Below are 21,520 nucleotides of genomic sequence, written 5' to 3' on the forward strand. Positions count from 1 at the left end.
AACTCTGGCATCGCTTGGTCGTTCGTCCCGCGTGTTCCCGGACCTTCAAACAGCGGGTGGTAAAGGTGGCTTGAACGGTCCTCAAAACCAATAGTGACGACGATTTACCCGACATCGGCCCACGCCCCTGCGCTGGGGGGCACAACCCGATCAGCACCGACCAGATCGTACCGCGCGACATTGCCGCTCAGAGCCGACCCCAGCGCGGCGGAACCCGATTGTGGTCGATAGTCTCTAACTGACCCGGCCGGTGTGGCGTGGATCGCCAAAGGGGCGGGGGCGGTGCTGCCCATATCCAACCCAAATGTGACCTCAACGCCAGACGGGATCGGCATATCCCCACGATTGGTGAAGGTTATGTCAGAACCGCCGTAAGAGAAGTCGATGTCGCCACCCCATTCCTCTAACCGGTAGAACAGTTTCGCCGCGCTGACGCTGGTTGACCCGCTGGTCCCCGGTACGGTGACCGATGCCCCATTTGGTACTGTCGCGCTCAGTTCTTTAGATGCGTCACCACCATCGGTTTTAATGGATAGGACAGCACCAACGCCCCAATCCTGACCGGTATTGTTCGTCACATCTACACTGTCGGCATTGTGGCCAAAAGCCGCCTGCGCCAGTAGGTCCCAGTTAAACGACGCATAGCCATTTCCGAGGCTGCCCGCGAAATGAGACGCATCGGTGGTGCTGCCATCGATGGAGTATATCGGATATGCCAAAACGTCAGAACCATCGACTGCCACCGGAGACCCGAATGTCGTCTTTCGCTCGGCCTCGATCACCCGCGATCCGAGATTGTCGGCCTCCCAGAGAATGTTTCCAGAGAGCGGCGCGCAGGTGGTCAACGGCGTGTCGAGATTTGGCATGTGGATCACATGGTTTTCCTCAACCATATTCGTGAATGCCCCGCTCGCCTCCTGACCCGGTGTCGTACCAACCGACAAACCCAGCATGGACGGCGTGTAGCTCGCATTCTGCGCGGAATTTCTGCCCATAAAGAACGTGTTGTTGTAGACCCGGATCGGGGCGTCTCCGACTGTCGGCTGATCGAACGTGTCGTGCGTGATCCCAACCAGAAACGCGAAACAGTTCCAGCGCCAGTGGTGCATGGCCGGGATAATTACAAGTGCGTTGCGGATCGTCAGACCGGATACGAACGCCCGAAACAACTGGCTCGAACTGTGCGCCGCCGTATAGATCAGACCATCAATAATGATGTTATGGACGCTGGTCCGCCGCAGGCCCGCGCCAGCGGTTGGGGTCGTGGTATTTCCTCCGAAGACCATAGCGCCAAAACCGCCTTCCAGTGACATGAAGTGAATGTTCATCACGACCCCATCGAACTGGGGCGTTTCCGGGCTTTTAATCATATGCTGTGCCGCGTCGGTGTGGAATATCCGCCCCCCGCATATGGACATGCTTCAGGGTTTCGATCCGCATTGTCGCGCGGGTCGCCCCGGTGGTACCTTGATCCGTGTCGGTGGCTGCGGGGTTCTGCATCATGCCGGAACCGGTGAAACTGTACGCGGACGACATATCGTCACCGGGGCCCACGAAGATCGGGTATTGACCGCCAAAGTCGGTGAATTCGCAATCGTCGATATGATCCCGGAATGGACGATGTTGCTTTCCGTATTGCAGGGACAAGATCGACCCCTTGAACCCCTTGAACCGGCAATCGTGAATGATACCCTCGTGCCGACCAATCGCGACAAATGCGTTGTGTGTTTTACCAATATCATTCCGGTCACTTCGCTCGACCGTGGGGTCGCAAGTTCCCCGAAAATCAAGTCCCACCAGCCGGATATCAGGCGTACCCACACCGCCGCCGAAACCTCCGTAATGATAAAGAGCCGCACCGTCTATGCCGTCGGTATCTGTGACAGCATTGATGATGGGACGGGCAGGATTGGACCCATACCCGCTTAGCGTGAACCCGGATACCTGAGCATCCAGAAACAGGTTCACCTGTATCGACGTCCCGTTTTGCAACTGAAACCATTTAGGGGTTATCCCATTGTTCGCGATCCATCCCGCGTCGGCGTTGTCCAGACGGTTCGTGTTGATTTTCGGACTGCCTGCGGGGGCACCGGTGAAGTCCGCATCGCCAACTGGATTTACATAGACGATGTCCGCTTCCGCGAAAAATCGAGGATGTCTTCCACGAATACCACGACCGTTGCACGGGCGACTTTACCGCTGCTGGGTTCGATGATCAGGACGCTCGGATTATAACCATTGCCCGCACCGAGTGCAGCCGGTCTGGGTGTCCGGTATACGTGACTAACCCTCGGACCCATTGCCGTGCCGCGCTCTTTCCAGTACGACACCTGCCGGGCTCGTGGTTGTGCTGCCAGAGGCCGACCACCCGCCGCATCGACGCCGTAACCGTCATCGTGCCTGTCGCGTCCGATCCGGTCGGTATGGTGACGATACCGGTGGCGCTGTCGATCGTGACACCGGGGATTGTGGAACCGACCGAGTAGGACAGGTCGTCGCCAGTGAAATAGCCAGCCATGGCGGCCGTCTGATCGCCGCTGACGGTCGCATATGTCTGTGCCGGCGGCGTGCCCGCAGCGGATGGCGCCGGATATTGCATCGGGAATGCGCTGCTGTTTTTCGGTGTATAGCTTTCGCGCGGGGTGGCCTTGGCGCGCAGGTTTAGGCCTTTATCACCCGCGACAGGCGTGTAATTCGCCGCGGTCGCACCCGGGATGTCGATGCCATTGCGTTGCCACTGCCACGCCACCGAGGCAGGCGGCGCACCGGACCACTCCGAGGCGCTGGCCGTCAGCTCGGTCCCGATACGCGCCACCCCGCCGTCATCGCCCGTGACGCCGACGCGGTAGGTCGGGCCGAATTGTGCCAGTCCAGTACTGCCAAATCGGCCGCTTGCGAACCGGCTGATTGCAAATCGACCCAATCCGAACCGCCCGTTGCCCATGGCGCTATTCCACCATCAGCAGGGCGCTGGCCCCTTTGCCGCCCAGCCACAGCCGGTCGCCGGTCTTAAGCTGCATGGCCTGGGCATCCATGGGGCGTATCGGGATATAGGAGACCAGCTTCAGAACCACCTCCCGATCGCGACCGCGTAGATGTCCGCCGTGTCGCCCGCCTGAAAATTCGTGCCGCCGGTGACCCGCTGCATCCTGATTTTTGACGAAGCGGTGCCGCCCGCCGTGAATCCGATCGTGGCGATGTCGCCGACCGGCGGGGTCATGGACGCGGTGCCCGGCTGCAGGGACGCGGATCGGCCCGGCGGCGGGGCCACGAATTGCGCAGGCCAGTTCCAGACGCCGTCGAGAATGTCATTGCTGTTGTAGACCGCGTTCACGGTGCCATTGCATATCTGCGTCCCGCCCGCGAACCAGGTGTACAGATCGGCGCCCGAGCCGCCCTGTTCGATCACGGCGCCGGTCGGGACGCCCCCGCTCTGGCTGACGACGCCGACAGCGCTGTCCGAGGTAAACACCTCTGACCACGCCTGAAACGCCAGCCCGGTCCTGTTTGCGACTGCCGGCCAACGAGGGCGTTTTCAGGCTGGCTTTGACGCGGTCGCAGGCTGCGTCCGCCGGTCCCGCCGGGCCTATGCGAAAGGCCGTTTGTGCCGGTGCCTGTCCGGGATTTGTCAGCGGCCGGAAAAAAACCGTTGCAGCTGAGGTCGCAACCAGGACCAGAGGCCCGGTGCGCCGCGCTTGACAGTTTCGCCGATCCGCTGATCCATCTGCGCCATGGTCACATTGTAATCGCGCCATGTGTCGCCGCCATTGGCCAGGTTGGCAATCGGGGGCTGAAAGCGGTCAAGCGCCTTGGCGAACTGCGCGTCCGAGGTTTCCCCGGTTTCGAATTCGTCCCAGAGGGCGCGGAATTCGGCAGCCTGATCTGCCGGCAACAGGCCGAACAGGCGATCTGCGGCGGCCTGTTCCCGCGCTGCGATCTTGGGGTCCACCCGGCCATGGATCGGTACGTCGCCCGCGTCGACCTCGACCAGATCGTGCAACAGCAGCATTCTGATCACCCGGTCGATGCGGGTCTCGGGCGGGGCCTGTTCGGCCAGCACCAGCGCATAGAGCATGACATGCCAGCTGTGTTCGGCCGAGTTTTCCCGCCGCGAGTCGTCGATCAGCCGCGAGGCGCGGCACACGGATTTCAGCTTGTCGGCCTCGCGCAGAAAAGCGATCTGCGCCTCAAGGCGCGCCGTCACGTCGACGGATCGGGCGCGGCTGCGGCGCGCGCGGCGGCAATCTTGGCGTCCAGGAACCGGCGGGCCGCCTGTTCCGCAAGGCGCACGCGGATTTCGGTCAGAAAGGCTTCTTCCAGCGACTGTGACGAGGCTGCCAGCAAATCGCCCACTTCGACATAGAGCCGGTCATTGCCGGTCGTCTCCATCGCCGCCAGCGTGTCTTCGGCCAGTTTGCCGGCCAGGTCGTCCAAAGTGCTCATGACGCGTGTTCCCCGTCAGCGCGATGTTTCCGTCAGGCGGCGTTTCACATAGTCGCTGACATTGCCGATCAGGGTTTCCATGTGCGGCTCCTGAAAGAAGTGGTCAGCGCCTTCGATTTCCTGATGGGTGATGGTGATGCCCTTTTGTTCGTGCAGCTTGTTGACCAGCGACACGGTATCGGCGGGCGGTGCGACGCGGTCCGAGGACCCGTTGATGATCAGGCCGGACGAGGGGCAGGGGGCCAGGAACGAGAAATCATACATGTTGGCCGGCGGCGACACGCTGATGAAACCGGTGATCTCGGGGCGCCGCATCAGAAGCTGCATGCCGATCCAGGCGCCAAAGGAAAAGCCCGCGACCCAGCAGTGTTTCGAGTTGTTGTTCATCGACTGCAGGTAGTCCAGCGCGCTGGCCGCGTCAGACAGTTCGCCGATGCCCTGATCATATTCCCCCTGACTGCGCCCGACACCGCGGAAATTGAACCGCAGCACCGTGAAGCCCATGTTGTGAAAGGCATAGTGCAGGTTGTAGACGACCTTGTTGTTCATCGTTCCGCCAAATTGCGGATGCGGATGCAGGACGATGGCAATCGGGGCGTCTTTTTCTTTTTGGGGGTGATAGCGGCCTTCGAGGCGGCCTTCGGGTCCGGGAAAGATGACCTCGGGCATTTGGTGCTGCGTCCTGTCTTTTGCCCGTTCCGCCCTGCGGCATTCTTGACGAATTCGCTAAGGCACCTTAGAACGGTTCTAATTGCTGGCGCAGGGATCGCGCCGTGGTGCAGGGCACATACGCATTGAACGCGGAAACGTCAATCTTTTGGCACGCCTGTGGGCGATGTTGCGGAGAGAGAAAATGAAGCTTTCGACCAAAGGTCGGTACGCAATGGTCGCTCTGGCGGACATAGCCCTTCAGACCGACGCCCAATTGGTAACCCTGGGTGACATCTCGCAGCGTCAGAACATCTCGCTGCCCTATCTCGAGCAATTGTTCGTCAAGCTGCGGCGCGCCGATCTGGTGGCCTCGGTCCGGGGGCCGGGGGGCGGCTATCGGCTGGCCCGTCCGGCGTCGCAGATCCGTGTTGTTGATGTGCTGTCCGCCGTCGACGAAAAGGTCGATGCCATGCACACCGGTGCCGGCGTTTCCGGTGGCTCGTCGGGCAGCCGCGCGCAGTCGCTGACCAACCGTCTCTGGGAGGGGCTGAGCGCGCATGTCTACGTTTTCCTGCACCAGACCCGGCTGTCGGACGTGATCGAAAACGACCTGGCGCCCTGTCCCGCGGTGCCGCATCTGTTTGATGTGGTGGATGCCGAATGAGCAGGGTCTATCTGGACTACAATGCGACCACGCCGCTGCGCCCCGAGGTGCGCGCGGCGATGATGGCGGCGATGGATGTCGTGGGCAATCCGTCCAGCGTGCATGCCGAGGGGCGCCGCGCCAAGGCCCTGATCGAGCGCGCCCGCGCCCAGGTGGCCACCGCATTCGGCGCCGAGGGGGCCGATATCGTGTTTACCTCCAGCGCAACCGAGGCGGCGGCGCTGGCCTGTCGCGGGCGCGACCTGAGCGGGGCAGCGATCGAACATGACGCGGTCCGGGCCTGGGTCAAATCCGATCTGGCGGTGGATGCGCAGGGGCAGGTGTCGGTGCCCACACCGGCGCAGGCGGTGTTACAGATGGCCAACTCGGAAACCGGAATTGTCCAGAAACTGCCGGTCGGGCTGGCCCTGACCGATGCCACCCAGGCTTTTGGCAAGCGGCCTTTCGATTTCATGCAAAGCGGTGCGCGCATGGCGCTGATCTCGGCGCACAAGATGGGCGGCCCCAAAGGCATCGGCGCGCTGGTGCTGCGGCGCGGCACGGATCTGGCTGCGCAGATCCGCGGTGGTGGCCAGGAAGCGGGCCGCCGGTCCGGAACCGAGAATGTCATCGGCATTGCCGGGTTCGGCGCGGCGGCCGAGGCGGCGGCCCGGGATCTGGCCGATGATGTCTGGGACAGGGTTGCAAACCTGCGCGATTTACTGGAAACCGGCCTTGCGGCGCAGATAAAGAATACTATTTTTGTCGGGAAAGGGGTGAATCGCCTTCCCAACACCTCGTGTTTTGCCACGCCGGGCTGGAAGGGCGAGACCCAGGTCATGCAGATGGACCTGTGCGGATTCGCCATCAGCGCCGGATCGGCCTGTTCCAGCGGCAAGGTGCGTGCCAGCCCGGTGCTGGGGGCCATGGGATATGACGAGGCTACGGCCGCCAGTGCGATCCGCGTATCGCTGGGGCCCGAGACAACGGAAACGGACGTGCTGCGCTTTGTCGATGCGTGGCTGGCCAAGGAACAGAAACACCGCGCGCGCGCGGCGTAATCGCAGGAGAAACCACATGGCGGCATTGGACCAGTCAAAGGTAAAAGAAGGTGTCGATCAGGACACCGTGGATGCGGTGCGCGAAGTCGGTGGCGCCTATAAATACGGGTGGGAAACCGAGATCGAGATGGAATATGCCCCAAAGGGGCTGACGCCGGATATCGTGCGGTTGATCTCGGCCAAGAATGAAGAACCCGAATGGATGACCGAATGGCGGCTGGCGGCCTATGAACGCTGGCTGCAAAAAGAGGAACCGACCTGGGCGATGGTCGATTACCCCGAGATCGACTTTCAGGATCAGTATTACTATGCCCGCCCGAAATCGATGGAGGTCAAGCCCAAGTCGCTGGACGAGGTCGATCCCAAGCTGTTGGCGACCTATGAAAAGCTGGGCATCCCCTTGAAGGAACAGATGATCCTGGCCGGTGTCGAGGGGGCCGAGGGCGCGCCGGTCGAGGGCCGCAAGGTGGCCGTGGACGCGGTGTTCGACAGCGTCTCGGTGGGCACCACCTTTCAGGCGGAACTGAAAAAGGCCGGGGTGATCTTTTGCTCGATTTCCGAGGCGATCCGCGAACACCCCGAACTGGTGCGGAAATATCTGGGGTCGGTCGTGCCGGTCAGCGACAATTTCTATGCCACGCTGAACAGCGCGGTATTTTCGGACGGCTCGTTCGTCTATGTGCCGCCGGGCGTGCGCTGTCCGATGGAACTGAGCACATATTTCCGCATCAACGCCGAAAATACCGGCCAGTTCGAACGCACGCTGATCATCGCCGACAAGGGCAGCTTTGTGTCCTATCTCGAGGGCTGCACCGCGCCCGCGCGCGACATTGCCCAGTTGCATGCCGCCGTGGTCGAGATCATCGTCGAAGAGGATGCCGAGGTGAAATATTCCACGGTGCAGAACTGGTATCCCGGCGACGAGAACGGCAAGGGCGGCATCTATAATTTCGTGACCAAACGCGCCGATTGCCGTGGCGACCGGGCCAAGGTGATGTGGACTCAGGTCGAGACCGGCAGCGCCGTGACCTGGAAATACCCGTCCTGCATTCTGCGCGGCGATGACAGCCAGGGCGAGTTCTATTCCATCGCCATCGCCAACAACATGCAGCAGGCCGATACCGGCACCAAGATGGTGCATCTGGGCAAGAACACGAAATCGCGCATCGTTTCCAAGGGGATCAGCGCGGGCAGGGCACAGAACACCTATCGCGGGCTGGTCAGCATGCACCCCAAGGCCAGGAACGGGCGCAACTATACCCAATGCGACAGTCTGCTGATCGGCGACAAATGCGGGGCGCATACGGTGCCTTATATCGAGGTGCGCAACAATTCGGCCCGGGTCGAGCACGAGGCGACGACCTCCAAGGTGGATGACGACCAGCTGTTCTATTGCCGTAGCCGGGGCATGGACGAAGAGGAAGCCGTCGCGCTGGTGGTGAACGGGTTCTGCAAGGACGTGCTGCAGGCGCTGCCGATGGAGTTTGCCATGGAAGCGCAACAACTGGTGGCGATCTCGCTGGAGGGGTCCGTTGGCTGATCAATCCGGGGTGCCGCTGATCCGGCGGATCATCGTGGCGCTGCCCTATGTACTGACGGTGTTCGGCGGTCTGGTCGGCATTGCCTGGGTCAATATGACACCGAACGCGTCGCCGATCCTGGGCATTGCCGGCGGCGCCATCGCCGGTCGTCTGATCGCCGTGGTTCTGGTCCGCGGCCTGGAAAGCATGACACGGAGCTGAACGCATGATCCTGACCACCACGCCCACGATCGAGGGCCATTCCATCACTGCCTACAAGGGCATCGTCGTCGGCGAGGCGATCATGGGCGCGAATGTCGTGCGTGACGTCTTTGCCAGCATCACCGATATCGTCGGTGGCCGTTCGGGGGCCTATGAATCCAAACTGCAGGACGCCCGCGACACAGCGCTGCGCGAGCTGGAACAGCGCGCAGGCGAGGCGGGGGCCAATGCGGTGGTCGGCGTCGATCTGGATTACGAGGTGGTCGGTCAGTCAATGCTGATGGTCTCGGCCTCGGGAACCGCGGTGGTCATCGCCTGACATGAACGCGCAGCCCCGACATATGCCGCGCCCGCATCTGACGATGCCGCCCGAGGTCGCCGACCTGGTGACCGCGGCCTGTCGGCGCGCCGATGTCATTCTGGAATACGGCTCGGGCGGCTCGACGGTTCTGGCCGCCGGGATGCCGGGCAAGCATGTCATGTCGGTGGAGAGCGACCGGGCCTGGGTGCGGCGCATGCGCCGCTGGTTCCGCGAGAACCCACCGGCGGACGGCACCAGCGTCGAGGTGATCTGGTCCAATATCGGCGAGACCAGCGATTGGGGGCATCCGGCGGATGACAGCGCCTGGCGCCGGTTTCCGCGCTATCCGCTGGGGGTCTGGCAGCGTGACGATTTCCGCCATCCGGACGTGGTGCTGGTAGATGGCCGGTTTCGCATCGGCTGTGCTCTGGCCACGGCCTTCAACATCACCCGTCCGGTGACCCTGTTGTTTGACGACTACGCCCGGCACAAGGGCATGCGGCAACAGGTCGAGACCTATCTAGGACAACCGCACATGACTGGGCGTATGGCCGAATTCCGTGTGACCCCGACACCCATCCCGGCAAACCACTTGCTGCAAATCATCAAATTCATGTCGCGCGCCTGAGTGCGGACAGAGAGCGAACGAGGAAAAAATGCTGGAAATCAAGAATCTGCACGTAAAACTTGAAGAAGAGGATAAGCAAATCCTCAAAGGCGTCGACCTGACCGTCGAGGCCGGCAAGGTGCATGCGATCATGGGCCCCAACGGCTCGGGTAAATCGACGCTGTCCTATGTGCTGTCGGGCCGGGACGGCTATGAGGTGACGCAGGGCAGCGCCATGATGGGCGATATCGATCTGTTGGAACTGGAACCCGAGGAACGCGCCGCCGCCGGGCTGTTCCTGGCCTTTCAGTACCCGGTGGAAATTCCCGGCGTTGGCAACATGACCTTTCTGCGCACCGCGGTGAATGCGCAGCGCAAGGCGCGCGGCCAGGACGAGATGAGTGCCGCGGATTTTCTCAAGATCATCCGGGAACGGGCCAAGGCGCTGAAGATCGATGCCGACATGCTGAAACGGCCGGTCAATGTCGGTTTTTCCGGCGGCGAGAAAAAGCGCAACGAGATCCTGCAGATGGCGATGCTGGAACCCAAGATGTGCATCCTGGACGAGACCGATTCCGGGCTGGACGTGGATGCGATGAAACTGGTTGCCGAGGGCGTGAACGCGCTGCGCGACGAGGGACGCGGGTTCCTGGTTATCACGCATTATCAACGGCTTCTGGATCACATCAAACCCGATGTGGTGCACATCATGGCGGATGGGCGGATCGTCAAGTCCGGCGGCGCCGATCTGGCGCTGGAGGTCGAGCATAACGGCTATGCCGACATTCTGGCCGAGGTGGCGTGATGACGCTGCCGGAACGCAAGCAAAGCGCCACCGAGGCGCGACTGGCCGGTCTGACCCTGCCCACCGGCGGCTGGAGCGAACAGGCCCGCCGCGAGGCTTTGGCGCGGGTCACCGACATGGGGCTGCCGCAGCGGCGCGACGAATACTGGAAATACACGCGACCGGACATGCTGCTGGACCCGGCAGCGCCGCATGCGGCACTGCTGGCAAACGACGAGGACCCGCTGTTTGACACGATGGACCGCCTCAAAATCGTGTTCGTCGATGGGGTGTTCGACGCTGCGGCATCGGATGATCTGAGCCTAGAAGGCGTGACCATCGAACGGCTGGCCGACATCGGCGCGCCGGCGATCCATTGGGCCAAAAGCCTTTACGGCGCGTTGGAGGCGCGCGGCCATGTCCCGGTCGCCCGTCCCTTTGCCGCGATGAACACGGCCTTTGCCAGCGACGGCGTGGTGATCCATGTCACCGGCAAGCCCAGCAAGCCGATCAATCTGATCTACAACCACCGTTCGGAAAGCTCGGACGCCATTCTGCATCACGTGCTGCGGGTCGATGCAGGGGCCGAGGTGACGTTGCTGGAAAACGGCCCGGCGGCGGCCCGGTTCAACAAATGCATCGAGATCGACATCGCCGATGGCGGCACGCTGCACCATGTGCGGGCACAGGGCCGCGATCACGAGCGCAAGGCGGTGACCCACATGTTTGCCCGGCTGGGCGCGGAATCGGTGTTCAAATCCTTTACGCTGACCGTCAATGGCGTGCTGACGCGCAACGAATGCGTGATCGAGCTGACCGGCGACGACGCGGTGGCCCATGTTGCAGGGGCCTGTGTCGGGGATGGTGAATTCCACCATGACGACACGGTTTTCGTGACCCATGACGCGGTCAATTGCGAAAGCCGCCAGGTGTTCAAGAAGGTGCTGCGCAACGGCGCGACCGGCGTGTTTCAGGGCAAGATCCTGGTCAAGGCGGGGGCGCAGAAGACCGATGGGTATCAAATCAGCCAGTCGCTGCTGCTGGACGAGGACAGCCAGTTCCTGGCCAAGCCCGAACTCGAGATCTATGCCGATGATGTGGCCTGTTCGCACGGCTCGACCAGCGGTGCGATCGACGAAGAGGCGCTGTTCTACCTGCGCTCGCGCGGGGTGCCGGAAAGCACGGCGACCGATCTGCTGACCCTGGCCTTTCTGGCCGAAGCGGTGGACGAAATCGAGGACAAGGCGTTGGCAGACGACATCGTGGCCCGGTTGGAAAACTGGTTGGCGCGCCGCCGCTGATGCCGGTCACGACCGACATCACCGCCACCTATCGCGGACCGGGGCGGGTCATGCAGCGTCTGCTGGCCATGGGCCAGCGCGAGGACCGGGCGCTGGTCATCCTGATGGCCAGCTGCGTCATCATCTTTGTGGCGCAGATGCCGCGCCTGTCGCGTCAGGCGCATCTGACCGGACAGGAACTGGACATGTTGCTGGGTGGCGCCCTGTTCGGCTGGGTGTTTCTGGCGCCGCTGATGCTGTACCTGCTGGCGGCGCTGTCGCATCTGCTGGCGCGCGCCGTCGGCGGGCAGGGCGATTGGTATGGCGCCCGGCTGGCGCTGTTCTGGTCGCTTCTGGCCTCGACGCCGCTGTTGCTGCTGCACGGGCTTGTGGCCGGTTTCATCGGGTCGGGTCCGGGCTTGCAGGCGGTCGGAGTTTTGTGGCTTGCGATCTTTCTCTGGTTCTGGTTTGCCAGCTTGTGGCAGGCCGAACGGCCGATGACGGGATCAAGAACATGACCGCATCCGAATTGCGCAAGCTGACCGTGCTGTCGGTCAAGGACCCGGCCAGCGGCGCGCGCGCCGTGCTGCGCTGGCCGATCCGCCGAGAAGGGTTGTGGGTCGCACTGGCGCTGATCGCGGTGCTGAACGCGCTGCTGTTTTCGCTGTCCAACCTGCTGGTGCCCGGCCCGTCGCCGCTGCCGGGGCTGTTCGGCGTGCCGCTGGTCTATTGCGGGCTGGTGGTGGGCGGGCTGATCCTGACTATCTATACGCTGTTCTGGGTCGGCCGCGCCCTGGGCGGCAGCGGCTCGCTGGAGGACGTAATGCGCGTCATCCTCTGGCTGCAGGCGCTGCGGCTGCTGGTGCAGGCCGCGGCTCTGCTGCTGATTCTGACCGTGCCGGTCCTGTCGGCGCTGTTGGTCTTTGGCGCGTCGCTCTACGGCATCTTCATGCTGCTGCATTTCGTGAACCAGGCGCACGGGCTGAAATCGATCGGCCGCTCGGCGATGGTTCTGATCGGGGCGATGCTGGCGATGGTGTTGGCCCTGACCTTGCTCATATCCCTTTTCGGGGGACCGATTGTTGGATCATCCGCCTATGTATGACGTCGAAAATATCCGCCGTGATTTCCCGATTCTGGCGCGCGAAGTGAACGGCAAGCCGCTGACCTATCTGGACAACGGCGCCTCGGCGCAGAAACCGCAAGTGGTGATCGACGCGGTGACTCAGGCCTATTCCATGGAATATGCCAATGTGCATCGCGGGCTGCATTACCTGTCCAATCTGGCGACCGACAAGTACGAAGCGGTCCGCGGCAAGGTCGCGGCCTTTCTCAATGCCGGCTCCGAGGACAACATCATCATGAACTCGGGCACCACCGAGGGCATCAACATGGTTGCCTATGGCTGGGCGATGCCGCGCATGCAGGTCGGCGACGAGATCGTGCTGTCGGTGATGGAGCATCATGCCAATATCGTGCCCTGGCATTTCCTGCGCGAACGCATGGGCGTGGTTCTGAAATGGGTCGATGTCGATGCCGATGGCCGGCTGGACCCGCAGGCGGTTCTGGACGCCATTACCCAGCGCACGCGGCTTGTCGCGGTCACACAGGTGTCCAACGTGCTGGGGACCAAGGTCGACGTCAAGGCAATCACCGAAGGCGCGCATGAACGCGGAGTTCCGGTACTGGTCGATGGCAGTCAGGCGGCGGTGCACATGCCGGTCGATGTCCGCGATATCGGCTGCGATTTCTATGCCATCACCGGACACAAGCTGTACGGCCCTTCGGGGTCCGGGGCGATCTACGTCAATTCCGAGCGGATGGGCGAGATGCGCCCCTTTATCGGCGGCGGCGACATGATCAAAGAGGTGTACAAGGACGGGGTGATCTACAACGATCCGCCGATGAAATTCGAGGCCGGCACGCCCGGAATCGTGCAGATGATCGGCCTGGGCGTGGCGCTGGATTACATGATGGGACTGGGCATGGACAACATCGCCACCCACGAGGATAGCCTGCGCGACTACGCCATGTCCCGGCTGGGCAATCTGAACTGGCTGCGCCTGCAGGGCACGACCGCGGACAAGGCAGCGATCTTTTCCTTCACCCTGGACGGTGGCGCGCATGCGCATGATATCTCGACCATCCTGGACAAGCGCGGGATCGCTGTCCGGGCCGGCCAGCACTGCACCGGCCCGCTGATGGAACATCTGGGCCTGTCCGCCACCTGCCGGGCTTCGTTCGGGCTCTACAACACCCGCGCCGAGGTGGACACGCTGGTCGAGGCGCTGGAACTGGCGCACGAACTGTTTGCCTGATCCCTTTCCCCGGAAAAGGGTGCAAAATTGCGATTGCGGGCCGCCGGTGGCCCGGCTATAGACGCCGCAGGCACCTGTAGCTCAGCTGGATAGAGCGCTGCCCTCCGAAGGCAGAGGCCAGAGGTTCGAATCCTCTCAGGTGCGCCATTTTCTTATAGTTTTCAGATACTTAAAAATTGGTACTGCCGACGTTCGGTGCTTGCGCGGGAATCGCACGTAAGCAGATGCGGGTGGTCGCAGTGCGCTTTCAAGCTTTCCGAAGGTACGAAGTACCCACATTCAGGGTTGCTCAATGCGATTGGCGAGCGACCGAGCTTACCAACAAACTGCCGCACTATCCGGTTTGAAGGGGCAACTTCATATTATTTGCTGGCTATGGCGGCATTGAGCCCAACCCGGTCATTGTGAAGTTTCGCTACCCGCGCGCGCAGCATGAAAATCGCTGCATTTGCGAAGCTGCGGACGCTGCTGCGCTGCGGACGAACCGGTCATTGATGTTAGATCGGTAAGGATGGACTGGCCAATTATCAGGTCGCGGGACATTTGATCTTTCGCTGAATTTTGTCGTTGCCGGCTTCTGAACACTAGCGGGGCCCAAATGTCAGGAACCGCAGACAACAACAAATGCCCATGGAGGGTTGCCCGATGATCAGGTCCTGTTCCGGCCAACGAAACTGCAGTATGAATACAATGATTGCTCACTGAATTGCGTTCTTGTTGAAATTCCGGGCATCGCAAGTTCACAATACCCAACAATCACTGAGATACTGGCGAGAGAGCCTGCCATTTCTTTCGGTAGGCCGAGGCGGAGATACCGACGCGCTTTCGGAATGCCGAGCGGAAGCTCGATGGTTCGGAATAGCCGACATCCGCGGCGATTTCGTCGATTGGCGCGGCGGTGGTTTCGAGAAGCTGCTTTGCTTCTTCAACCCGCAGAGTCTGGATGTACTCAACAGGTGCCTGACCAGTTGCCTTCCTAAACCGACGGTGAAATCCCCGCTCCGTCATGCCACTTCGTTCCGCCATCGCTGCAACCGGGCCTGGCGTGTCGTAGTGTTGTGCCGCCCAGACCTGTGCCTCGGCAATCAACTGATCCTCGTGCTGGCGCGACGTGGTCAGCGATGCATAGATCAACTGCCCGTCGAGATGCGGATCGATCAGATAAATCTTCGCGATCCTGCGCGCTTCCTCGGTACCCGCGAACCGCCCGATCAGATAGAGCATGAGGTCTTCCCACGCCGACGCTCCGCCGGCGGTGATGACGCGATGCCCCTCACCTGTCGGCACGAGGATGCGTTCACGACAAACGTTTACCGAAGGGAAATCCCGGCCGAGCATGTCGGCATAGCCCCAATGGGTCGTCGCCTCCTGCCCGTCGAGCACGCCAGCCATTCCGAGGAGCACGGCTCCAGAGCAAACCGAGGCGACGATGGCGCCGCGCGCATGAGCATCGCCGATCCAGTTGGCGAGAGAGGCGAATTCGTCTGGCAGTCCGGTCCCCGGGGCGAACAACAGATCGGGCACGATAATCAGGTCGGGGACGGGCGCTTCGTCCAACGTCGCGTCCGGCGTGATCTTGCGCCCGTTGACGTCCCAGTATGGTGCCCCGTCCAGAGTCCGCAGACTGATATCAAAAACCGGTTCCGCCGCCGGGATGCCGTGCAGCATGGCCCAGTCACGCCCGACCGAGGCCAGCACGTCGAGGATCGAGAATACCACCGAGGATCCGGCAAGGCGCGATCCGATAACAGCAGTATTGATGCTCATTTGTGCCTCCTGGTCGCTGAATTGGTCCGATAAGAACCGTTTTGCTCTTTTTCTCTTCTAACTCGAATCGCTGGCTGGGTCCATATGACAGCCCAAGAAACGGCCGTTTGGGCCAACCCAAAGCACAGGAGGGAACAGGATGACTATTCAAAACCAAAGCCCGGCATTTCACACCGACGCGATCTGTGGCTACCTCGCCGACCCGCGCACCTACCTGACCGATGGCGGTTTCGAAACTTCCATGCTGTTCCTCGAAGGGTTCGACTTGCCGGCCTTCGCGGCCTGCGTCCTGCTCGAAGACGACGTCGCCCGTGCGGCGATGGACCGGTACTTCGACCGCTTTCTCACCATGGCCGAGACGGCCGAAACCGGTTTTGTTCTCGACACCAACACCTGGCGCTCCGGAACGCAATGGGCCGACGCGGTCGGGCGTTCGCCCGCGCAGATGCAGGACCTCACCCGCGAGGCCGTCAGGTTTGCCAGGGCGATCCGGGATCGGTGGCAAGATCGCGTTTCTCCGATCCTGCTGAACGGCGTGGTCGGACCCGCCGGCGATGCCTATGACGGAACGCCCGCCCTGGATGCGGCCACCGCCGAGGCAATCCACACGCCGCAAATCGCATTGCTCGCAAACTGCGGGGTTGACCTGGTCAGCGCCCTGACCTTCGGCAGCGTGCAAGAGGCGATCGGGTTCGTCCGAGCAAGTGTGAAAGCGAGGGTACCGGTTGCGATCTCCTTCACGGTGGAGACGGACGGACGCCTGCCGGACGGAACGCCGCTCGCGCGGGCCGTGCGCGAGACGGACGCAGCAACCGAGGATGCACCGCTCTACTACATGATCAACTGCGCACATCCCGAGCACTTTCGCGACGTTCTGACCGACGAAGCCTGGTGCCGACGTATTCGCGGTGTGCGCGCGAACGCATCGCGGCTGAGCCATGCGGAGCTCGACGAGGCAGGATCCCTGGACGACGGGAACCCCGAAGAATTTGGCGTGCTACATGCCGATCTTTCTCGAAAGCTTCCGGCGCTGAAAGTCGTCGGCGGGTGCTGCGGCACGGATCACCGCCACGTAGGCTACATGGCGGACGCCATTCTAGTCCCGACCCGAAGCTGACCTCCTCCCTGAGTCCCGACCCGCCGGGAACCGATCTTGATCAGTCATTTCGGGCTGGGCCGGGCGCTGCACATGAATGCCGCCGAGGAAGTCGCGACGGATACCGGGTTTGCATCGGTCAAGACGCCTCGGCTGCCGCACGAACCCTGAACGCATACTTAATCGCCCGCCTCTGAGCGGGCTGAAAGAAAGGACAAATGACATGACTGCTGTTTTGACAAATGTCGGCGCTGGCCGCCCGTGGCGCTCGAGTTTTGCTGAAGTCGTCACCGGATGGATGGTGAATACCAACGAACGGCAACGCTTTCGCCGTGAGAAGAGAGCGCTGTCGCAACTTCCCTATCGCTTGCTCCGTGATCTTGGGCTTGAGCAATATGCGAAGCCGGCCAATCCCATCATCCGTCACCACTTTTGTAGTCGGGAATACCGATCTCCAACCCCAACAGCTTGAAGCGCGTTCTTCGCGCTTCGTCTGTGCCCCTTGTTGTTCAACTCCACCCAAGAAAAGGAAATACAATGTTTAAATCAACGCTCCCTGCAATTGCCCTGTTGGCGGCGACCTCGGTTCAGGCCATCGCCGGGGACACGCCAATGTCCTTCGACGTGGCCGAAGACATGAGCCGCTTCGTTTTTGCGCCTGCCCCTGTCTTCGATGACGGCATGCCGGCCTATGGCAATGCGTTCATTACGCAGGGCTACATCTACGAGGACGGCACCCTCGACAGCGGGGTCGAAGGCACGTTGCCCGACGGCAGCCCCGCCTTCCCCGACAAGGTGATCGGCCGCTGGACCTGTGACGGGTATTTCGTCAGCGACGGGATGCGCACGCAAACCGGTGCGATTGTCATCACCCGGCAGGTCTTTGAATTCGACAATGGGGACATCCTGATCAACCAGGGGACCGAACTGGTAGACGTCAATGTCAAGGCCCCGCGTGTGATCACCGGCGGCACCGGCGCATTTGCCGGGATGTCGGGCGAGATGACACAGGTTCTCCTGGGCATGTCTGACGGCTATGGCGTGCGACTTCTGATCGACGTCAAGCCGGAAGAGCATGCCGCACTGTCGCCAACCGAAACCGACTGACGACTACGGATTGCAAAGGGCTTCCGCCGCCAAGATGCGGCGGAAGCACCCAACCGAGGATGCGCTCATGAAATCTCCGCTGACCATCGCCTTGCTTCTGACCTCCTGTATCGGTGCACATGCCGCCGATCTGCCAAACCCGCTGAACGACGTGGATTTTCTGTGGAACGGGACGCCGGACCCAAAGCTCTACGAGCTTGGCCGAAGCCTGTTTTTCGATCCTGTTCTGTCCGGCAATCAGAACATCGCCTGCGCCACCTGCCACGATCCGGCGCGCGGAACAGGCGATGGCGTCGCCTTGTCCATCGGCGAAGGCGGCAGCGGCTTTGGCCCCGAACGAGTCACGCAGGATGGTGTGATCGGACGTGTCCCTCGCAATGCACAACCGCTCTATAACATCGGTGCGCGCGCCTATACGTCGATGTTTCATGACGGGCGACTTGAGCTTGACCACATGGGCGGGTTTCCAAGCCGCCTCAGAAGCCCGGCCAAAGAGCAATTGCCCGAGGGTCTGGACAACGCCCTGACCGCGCAAGCGATGTTCCCGGTCCTTTCGGCAGTTGAGATGGCAGGCCAGCCCGGTGAAAACCCGGTCGCCGACGCAGTTTCAAAACGAGATTTCAAACAGGCTTGGCGCCTTCTGGCGGGCCGGCTGGCCGCAAACCCTGACTATGCCCAGCAGTTCGTGACGGCCTTCGGCGATATCGAGGCGGCGGACGATATCCGGTTTGACCACGCCGCCACGGCGATTGCAGCCTTTGAAACAGCAGCCTTCCGGTCCGACTGGAGCCGGTTCGATGCGCGTCTTGCTGGCTGGCCGATGACCGCAGACGAGGAAGCCGGGCTGGACCTGTTCTATGGCAAGGCAGGGTGCAGTTCCTGCCACAGCGGCCCCTTGCTGACGGATCATAGGTTTCACGCAATCGCGGTTCCACAGATCGGCCCCGGCAAAGATCAGGGATCAGACGGCAGCTATGCTGCCCATTCCGGCTATCCGCATCGGGTCGAGGATCAGGGCCGCTTCAACGTGACTGGTGAACAGGCCGACCTCTACGCATTCCGCACTCCGTCGCTGAGGAATGTCGCGCTGACAGGGCCGTGGGGACATAACGGCGCCTTTGCCTCGCTTGAGGATATGGTGCGGCACCATCTCGATGCGGTGGCATCGCTGGCGAGCTACACCCCGGCGGAGCTTCCGCCGCTCGATGCCGTGATCCAGCCGGTACGCAGCAGAACCGGCGTCAGCTACCTGGCCTTGAGTCCGATGCAACGCGGTGCCTATGACTTGCGAGATATTTGGGTGCACAGTTCGGAACGGCTGCGGAACGAGATCGCCCGCGCCAACACGCTCGCCCCGGTGAATCTGTCCGATGAAGAAGTGTCGAGCATCCTTGCGTTTCTGAAAACGCTCACCGACCCGACGGCGGTTGATCGCTCTTATCTTGTGCCGACGGTCCTGCCGTCCGGCCTGCCGCCACAACCCGGTCATGACGACGCTTGCCTGACAGACGTGCCTTCTTTGGCAGGCGAAAGAGTATTGCCTGGAAAAGCTGAAGAACTGCCGGAGCCGCGCTGCGACGGCCGGGGAGATAAAACTCGGCGTTAGCCCATTTCCATAGCGATCCTGATTTGCCGGTGCCGCCCAATGAAAATTCTCAAACACATCAATGCGAAAGTTACACCATGAAATATCTTATCTTTGCCTACGCGCTCGTTAGCTATGCCCTGTTCGGAGTTGTCTTTGTCTGGGTTGCCGCCTTCCTGCACAACTTCAGCGATCTGCGCGGTCCGGCGTCACGTCCCGCAGTGGAGGCCGCCCTCATCAACCTGTCGTTGATCCTGCTATTCGGCATTGTCCACAGCGTGATGGCGCGGCCTGCTTTCAAGAGGGTCTGGACCCGCATCATCCCGCCCGCGTCCGAACGCGCGACATACGTGCTGCAATCTTCATTGCTGCTCGGCTTGATCATTTGGCAGTGGCAGCCGATCCCGGCGATCATCTGGCAGGTCGAAGGATCGGCGGTCTGGATCTTCTACGGCGCGTCGGCACTTGGGGCGTCAATCATTCTGGTCGCGACCTTTCTGCTGGGTCACTTCGAGTTTGTCGGCCTATCACAGGCCTGGCACAACCTAAGGGGCACCCCGACGCCGCCCGCGACGTTCCGAACCCCGATGCTCTACCGCATCGTGCGCCACCCGTTGCAGTTCGGGCTGCTGGTCATGATGGCCGCAACCCCCGTGATGACACTGGGCCACCTGATCTTCGTTGTGGCGATGGCCCTCTATATCGCCATCGGTCTGCGCTTTGAGGAACGTGCGCTGCTGCGGGAATTCGGCGCGGCTTACGCCGCCTACCAACGCGACGTGCCCATGTTGATCCCCAATCCATTCCGTCGCTCGCGCGGATCTGCGCACGGCTCCCTGTAACGGCCCTTCCCGATTCCGAACATTTCAACCTTCAACGGCTCAGTCGCCCTTTGGTGACCGCCGAACAGAAAGAATAGCCATGGAAACCACCATTCCAAACAACGTCCTGATCGTCGGCGCGGGTCTGTCCGGTCTGGCCGCAGCAGAGGCGCTCAGGCGCCGCGGTATCGCGGTCACCATCCTCGAAGAGCAGGGCCGCGTTGCCGAACCCTGGCGCAGGCGCCATCCCGCATTGCGGCTTAACATCCATCGCCATTTCGCCCGGCTGCCGGGGATGCGTCCGCCACGCGCCGATGGCGCCTATCTGCGGCGCGATAGCGTTGTCGGATACCTTGAGCGCTATGCGCGCCAGATCGGGGTTCCGATCCGCTTCGGTGTCACCGTGGAGGCGATTGAACGCGATGCCTGCGCATGGCTGGTTCGCACCTCGGCAGGGGTGTTCGGTGCCGCGCATGTCATTTTCGCCACGGGTCGCGACAGAGTTCCGCATGTCCCCGATTGGCCGGGCTTACGTGATTTCAAAGGACTGGTCTTGCATGCCGCCGATTTTGGCGATGTGAACCGCTTCGACGGCAAGCGGGTCCTCGTGGTGGGGGCGGGCAATTCTGGCAGCGACGTGCTGAACCACCTCGCGCGCCATCAGCCGGCGGACGTTATGATTTCGGTCCGTTACGGCCCCGCGATCGTCCCCAATCGCGTCTTCGGATTTCCACTGCACCGCGCGGCGCGATTGTTCCAGGCTATGCCGGTACCGCTCGTTGACCGCGCCTTCGCCCTGACCCAGCGGCTGTTCTTTGGCGATCTTAGTCGCTATGGCATGACCACCCATCCGCTTGGCGGTGGCAGCCGCTTGGCGAAGGACGGCACGGCGTTCGCCATCGACGATGGGTTTGTCGCAGCGATCAAGAGCGGCCGTTTCAAAGTCGCTCCGGCCGTCAGTGAGTTCCGCGGCTCTCAAGTCATTTTTGAAGACGGAAGAACCTTTGAGCCCGACGTCGTGATCTGCGCCACGGGATACCGCACAAGTCTCGAACCGCTGGTGGGGCAACTCGGTGTTCTCGACGCCCGAGGCTCTCCCGTCCGTCCCGCAGGAGAACCCGACCCCAAGCACCCGGGGCTTTGGTTCACCGGCTACAAGCCCCAGTTCACGGGCTATTTCGAGGCTGCCCGGATCGCAGCAAAACGCATTAGCAACGGCATTGCCTCTGATTTGCAACGTCCGGCCCAAAGTTCTTCTTCTTCAGCCCAACGCAACGTTGTGCCCGAGGCTGCCGAAGGCTGACGGCGCTGCAT

The 21,520-nt window shown here is 61.9% G+C and carries 26 protein-coding genes and 1 tRNA gene; 18 read left to right on the forward strand and 9 right to left on the reverse strand.

What is annotated here, in order from left to right; genetic code table 11:
* Positions 1-104: 104 nt before the first annotated feature.
* From ACFMPD_RS02655 to ACFMPD_RS02690, 8 genes are all read right to left on the reverse strand, one after another.
* Complete coding sequence (locus ACFMPD_RS02655; protein WP_380991520.1) at positions 105-1,370, reverse strand: hypothetical protein; 1,266 nt, start codon at positions 1,368-1,370, stop codon at positions 105-107.
* Positions 1,363-1,968 (reverse strand): hypothetical protein, encoded by a 606-nt coding sequence (locus ACFMPD_RS02660; protein WP_380991522.1) that lies wholly within the window; start codon positions 1,966-1,968, stop codon positions 1,363-1,365. Before ACFMPD_RS02660 ends, ACFMPD_RS02655 begins: the two co-directional genes overlap by 8 nt.
* Positions 1,969-2,215: 247 nt before the next feature.
* Positions 2,216-2,944, reverse strand: a complete 729-nt coding sequence (locus tag ACFMPD_RS02665; protein WP_380991524.1) for a hypothetical protein — start codon at positions 2,942-2,944, stop codon at positions 2,216-2,218.
* Positions 2,945-2,948: 4 nt separating this feature from the next.
* A complete protein-coding gene (locus ACFMPD_RS02670) occupies positions 2,949-3,074 on the reverse strand; it encodes a hypothetical protein (protein WP_380991526.1) in 126 nt (41 codons plus the stop codon).
* Positions 3,065-3,409 carry a hypothetical protein gene (locus ACFMPD_RS02675; RefSeq protein ID WP_380991528.1) on the reverse strand — a complete coding sequence of 115 codons (345 nt, stop codon included), beginning with the start codon at positions 3,407-3,409 and terminating at the stop codon, positions 3,065-3,067. Before ACFMPD_RS02675 ends, ACFMPD_RS02670 begins: the two co-directional genes overlap by 10 nt.
* Positions 3,410-3,628: 219 nt before the next feature.
* Positions 3,629-4,204 carry an HD domain-containing protein gene (locus tag ACFMPD_RS02680; RefSeq protein ID WP_380991530.1) on the reverse strand — a complete coding sequence of 192 codons (576 nt, stop codon included), beginning with the start codon at positions 4,202-4,204 and terminating at the stop codon, positions 3,629-3,631.
* Positions 4,201-4,443 carry a hypothetical protein gene (locus ACFMPD_RS02685; protein ID WP_380991532.1) on the reverse strand — a complete coding sequence of 81 codons (243 nt, stop codon included), beginning with the start codon at positions 4,441-4,443 and terminating at the stop codon, positions 4,201-4,203. Before ACFMPD_RS02685 ends, ACFMPD_RS02680 begins: the two co-directional genes overlap by 4 nt.
* 15 nt (positions 4,444-4,458) lie before the next feature.
* A complete protein-coding gene (locus ACFMPD_RS02690) occupies positions 4,459-5,112 on the reverse strand; it encodes an alpha/beta hydrolase (RefSeq protein ID WP_380991534.1) in 654 nt (217 codons plus the stop codon).
* A 184-nt stretch (positions 5,113-5,296) separates the two neighbouring features.
* Here ACFMPD_RS02690 and iscR point away from each other — a divergent pair, with 184 nt between their 5' ends.
* From iscR to ACFMPD_RS02750, 12 genes are all read left to right on the forward strand, one after another.
* A complete protein-coding gene (gene iscR, locus ACFMPD_RS02695; RefSeq protein ID WP_380991536.1) occupies positions 5,297-5,758 on the forward strand; it encodes a Fe-S cluster assembly transcriptional regulator IscR in 462 nt (153 codons plus the stop codon).
* Complete coding sequence (locus ACFMPD_RS02700; protein WP_380991538.1) at positions 5,755-6,798, forward strand: cysteine desulfurase family protein; 1,044 nt, start codon at positions 5,755-5,757, stop codon at positions 6,796-6,798. Before iscR ends, ACFMPD_RS02700 begins: the two co-directional genes overlap by 4 nt.
* Positions 6,799-6,814: 16 nt before the next feature.
* On the forward strand, positions 6,815-8,338 hold the full coding sequence (gene sufB / locus ACFMPD_RS02705; RefSeq protein WP_380991540.1) for a Fe-S cluster assembly protein SufB: 1,524 nt from the start codon (positions 6,815-6,817) through the stop codon (positions 8,336-8,338).
* The gene (locus tag ACFMPD_RS02710) at positions 8,331-8,540 is read left to right on the forward strand and encodes a hypothetical protein (protein ID WP_380991542.1); all 210 of its coding nucleotides are present in this window, start codon (positions 8,331-8,333) and stop codon (positions 8,538-8,540) included. The genes sufB and ACFMPD_RS02710 overlap by 8 nt, the downstream gene beginning before the upstream one ends.
* Before the next feature lie 4 nt (positions 8,541-8,544).
* The gene (locus ACFMPD_RS02715; RefSeq protein ID WP_380991544.1) at positions 8,545-8,859 is read left to right on the forward strand and encodes a heavy metal-binding domain-containing protein; all 315 of its coding nucleotides are present in this window, start codon (positions 8,545-8,547) and stop codon (positions 8,857-8,859) included.
* Positions 8,860-8,881: 22 nt separating this feature from the next.
* Entirely contained in the window at positions 8,882-9,469 is a 588-nt protein-coding gene (locus ACFMPD_RS02720) for a hypothetical protein (protein WP_380991546.1), read from the forward strand.
* 28 nt (positions 9,470-9,497) lie between these two features.
* Positions 9,498-10,253, forward strand: coding sequence for a Fe-S cluster assembly ATPase SufC (gene sufC / locus ACFMPD_RS02725; RefSeq protein ID WP_380991548.1), 756 nt, complete (start codon positions 9,498-9,500; stop codon positions 10,251-10,253).
* On the forward strand, positions 10,253-11,533 hold the full coding sequence (sufD, locus tag ACFMPD_RS02730) for a Fe-S cluster assembly protein SufD (protein WP_380991550.1): 1,281 nt from the start codon (positions 10,253-10,255) through the stop codon (positions 11,531-11,533). The genes sufC and sufD overlap by 1 nt, the downstream gene beginning before the upstream one ends.
* A complete protein-coding gene (locus ACFMPD_RS02735; protein WP_380991551.1) occupies positions 11,533-12,030 on the forward strand; it encodes a YIP1 family protein in 498 nt (165 codons plus the stop codon). Before sufD ends, ACFMPD_RS02735 begins: the two co-directional genes overlap by 1 nt.
* Positions 12,027-12,617 (forward strand): YIP1 family protein, encoded by a 591-nt coding sequence (locus ACFMPD_RS02740; RefSeq protein WP_380991553.1) that lies wholly within the window; start codon positions 12,027-12,029, stop codon positions 12,615-12,617. The genes ACFMPD_RS02735 and ACFMPD_RS02740 overlap by 4 nt, the downstream gene beginning before the upstream one ends.
* On the forward strand, positions 12,610-13,830 hold the full coding sequence (locus ACFMPD_RS02745) for a cysteine desulfurase (protein WP_380991555.1): 1,221 nt from the start codon (positions 12,610-12,612) through the stop codon (positions 13,828-13,830). The genes ACFMPD_RS02740 and ACFMPD_RS02745 overlap by 8 nt, the downstream gene beginning before the upstream one ends.
* Positions 13,831-13,900: 70 nt before the next feature.
* Positions 13,901-13,977, forward strand: a tRNA-Arg gene (locus tag ACFMPD_RS02750).
* A gap of 609 nt (positions 13,978-14,586) precedes the next feature.
* Here the strand turns inward: ACFMPD_RS02750 and ACFMPD_RS02755 are convergent.
* A complete protein-coding gene (locus tag ACFMPD_RS02755; protein WP_380991557.1) occupies positions 14,587-15,597 on the reverse strand; it encodes a GlxA family transcriptional regulator in 1,011 nt (336 codons plus the stop codon).
* A gap of 139 nt (positions 15,598-15,736) precedes the next feature.
* Between ACFMPD_RS02755 and ACFMPD_RS02760 the strand changes: the two genes are divergently transcribed.
* From ACFMPD_RS02760 to ACFMPD_RS02785, 6 genes are all read left to right on the forward strand, one after another.
* Complete coding sequence (locus ACFMPD_RS02760; protein WP_380991559.1) at positions 15,737-16,714, forward strand: homocysteine S-methyltransferase family protein; 978 nt, start codon at positions 15,737-15,739, stop codon at positions 16,712-16,714.
* A gap of 202 nt (positions 16,715-16,916) precedes the next feature.
* A complete protein-coding gene (locus ACFMPD_RS02765) occupies positions 16,917-17,165 on the forward strand; it encodes a hypothetical protein (protein WP_380991561.1) in 249 nt (82 codons plus the stop codon).
* A complete protein-coding gene (locus tag ACFMPD_RS02770; protein ID WP_380991563.1) occupies positions 17,162-17,800 on the forward strand; it encodes a hypothetical protein in 639 nt (212 codons plus the stop codon). Before ACFMPD_RS02765 ends, ACFMPD_RS02770 begins: the two co-directional genes overlap by 4 nt.
* A 67-nt stretch (positions 17,801-17,867) precedes the next feature.
* Positions 17,868-19,406: a cytochrome-c peroxidase gene (locus ACFMPD_RS02775; protein WP_380991565.1), complete on the forward strand. Its 1,539-nt coding sequence runs from the start codon at positions 17,868-17,870 to the stop codon at positions 19,404-19,406.
* A 77-nt stretch (positions 19,407-19,483) separates the two neighbouring features.
* The gene (locus ACFMPD_RS02780) at positions 19,484-20,227 is read left to right on the forward strand and encodes a methyltransferase family protein (protein WP_380991567.1); all 744 of its coding nucleotides are present in this window, start codon (positions 19,484-19,486) and stop codon (positions 20,225-20,227) included.
* Between the two features lie 79 nt (positions 20,228-20,306).
* Complete coding sequence (locus ACFMPD_RS02785) at positions 20,307-21,509, forward strand: flavin-containing monooxygenase (protein ID WP_380991568.1); 1,203 nt, start codon at positions 20,307-20,309, stop codon at positions 21,507-21,509.
* The last annotated feature ends 11 nt before the right edge of the window (positions 21,510-21,520 follow it).

The sequence above is a fragment of the Sedimentitalea sediminis genome (genome assembly GCF_042687825.1).
Classification (GTDB): domain Bacteria; phylum Pseudomonadota; class Alphaproteobacteria; order Rhodobacterales; family Rhodobacteraceae; genus Sedimentitalea.

What these genes read in the sequence shown, in the direction of transcription:
- ACFMPD_RS02655 (WP_380991520.1), bottom strand. Translation starts at nt 1,370, where the DNA reads ATGATTAAAAGCCCGGAAACGCCCCAGTTCGATGGGGTCGTGATGAAC.
- ACFMPD_RS02665 (WP_380991524.1), bottom strand. Translation starts at nt 2,944, where the DNA reads ATGGGCAACGGGCGGTTCGGATTGGGTCGATTTGCAATCAGCCGGTTC.
- ACFMPD_RS02685 (WP_380991532.1), bottom strand. Translation starts at nt 4,443, where the DNA reads ATGAGCACTTTGGACGACCTGGCCGGCAAACTGGCCGAAGACACGCTG.
- ACFMPD_RS02690 (WP_380991534.1), bottom strand. Translation starts at nt 5,112, where the DNA reads ATGCCCGAGGTCATCTTTCCCGGACCCGAAGGCCGCCTCGAAGGCCGC.
- iscR (WP_380991536.1), top strand. Translation starts at nt 5,297, where the DNA reads ATGAAGCTTTCGACCAAAGGTCGGTACGCAATGGTCGCTCTGGCGGAC.
- ACFMPD_RS02700 (WP_380991538.1), top strand. Translation starts at nt 5,755, where the DNA reads ATGAGCAGGGTCTATCTGGACTACAATGCGACCACGCCGCTGCGCCCC.
- sufB (WP_380991540.1), top strand. Translation starts at nt 6,815, where the DNA reads ATGGCGGCATTGGACCAGTCAAAGGTAAAAGAAGGTGTCGATCAGGAC.
- ACFMPD_RS02715 (WP_380991544.1), top strand. Translation starts at nt 8,545, where the DNA reads ATGATCCTGACCACCACGCCCACGATCGAGGGCCATTCCATCACTGCC.
- ACFMPD_RS02720 (WP_380991546.1), top strand. Translation starts at nt 8,882, where the DNA reads ATGCCGCGCCCGCATCTGACGATGCCGCCCGAGGTCGCCGACCTGGTG.
- sufC (WP_380991548.1), top strand. Translation starts at nt 9,498, where the DNA reads ATGCTGGAAATCAAGAATCTGCACGTAAAACTTGAAGAAGAGGATAAG.
- sufD (WP_380991550.1), top strand. Translation starts at nt 10,253, where the DNA reads ATGACGCTGCCGGAACGCAAGCAAAGCGCCACCGAGGCGCGACTGGCC.
- ACFMPD_RS02735 (WP_380991551.1), top strand. Translation starts at nt 11,533, where the DNA reads ATGCCGGTCACGACCGACATCACCGCCACCTATCGCGGACCGGGGCGG.
- ACFMPD_RS02740 (WP_380991553.1), top strand. Translation starts at nt 12,027, where the DNA reads ATGACCGCATCCGAATTGCGCAAGCTGACCGTGCTGTCGGTCAAGGAC.
- ACFMPD_RS02745 (WP_380991555.1), top strand. Translation starts at nt 12,610, where the DNA reads ATGTATGACGTCGAAAATATCCGCCGTGATTTCCCGATTCTGGCGCGC.
- ACFMPD_RS02755 (WP_380991557.1), bottom strand. Translation starts at nt 15,597, where the DNA reads ATGAGCATCAATACTGCTGTTATCGGATCGCGCCTTGCCGGATCCTCG.
- ACFMPD_RS02760 (WP_380991559.1), top strand. Translation starts at nt 15,737, where the DNA reads ATGACTATTCAAAACCAAAGCCCGGCATTTCACACCGACGCGATCTGT.
- ACFMPD_RS02765 (WP_380991561.1), top strand. Translation starts at nt 16,917, where the DNA reads ATGACTGCTGTTTTGACAAATGTCGGCGCTGGCCGCCCGTGGCGCTCG.
- ACFMPD_RS02775 (WP_380991565.1), top strand. Translation starts at nt 17,868, where the DNA reads ATGAAATCTCCGCTGACCATCGCCTTGCTTCTGACCTCCTGTATCGGT.
- ACFMPD_RS02780 (WP_380991567.1), top strand. Translation starts at nt 19,484, where the DNA reads ATGAAATATCTTATCTTTGCCTACGCGCTCGTTAGCTATGCCCTGTTC.
- ACFMPD_RS02785 (WP_380991568.1), top strand. Translation starts at nt 20,307, where the DNA reads ATGGAAACCACCATTCCAAACAACGTCCTGATCGTCGGCGCGGGTCTG.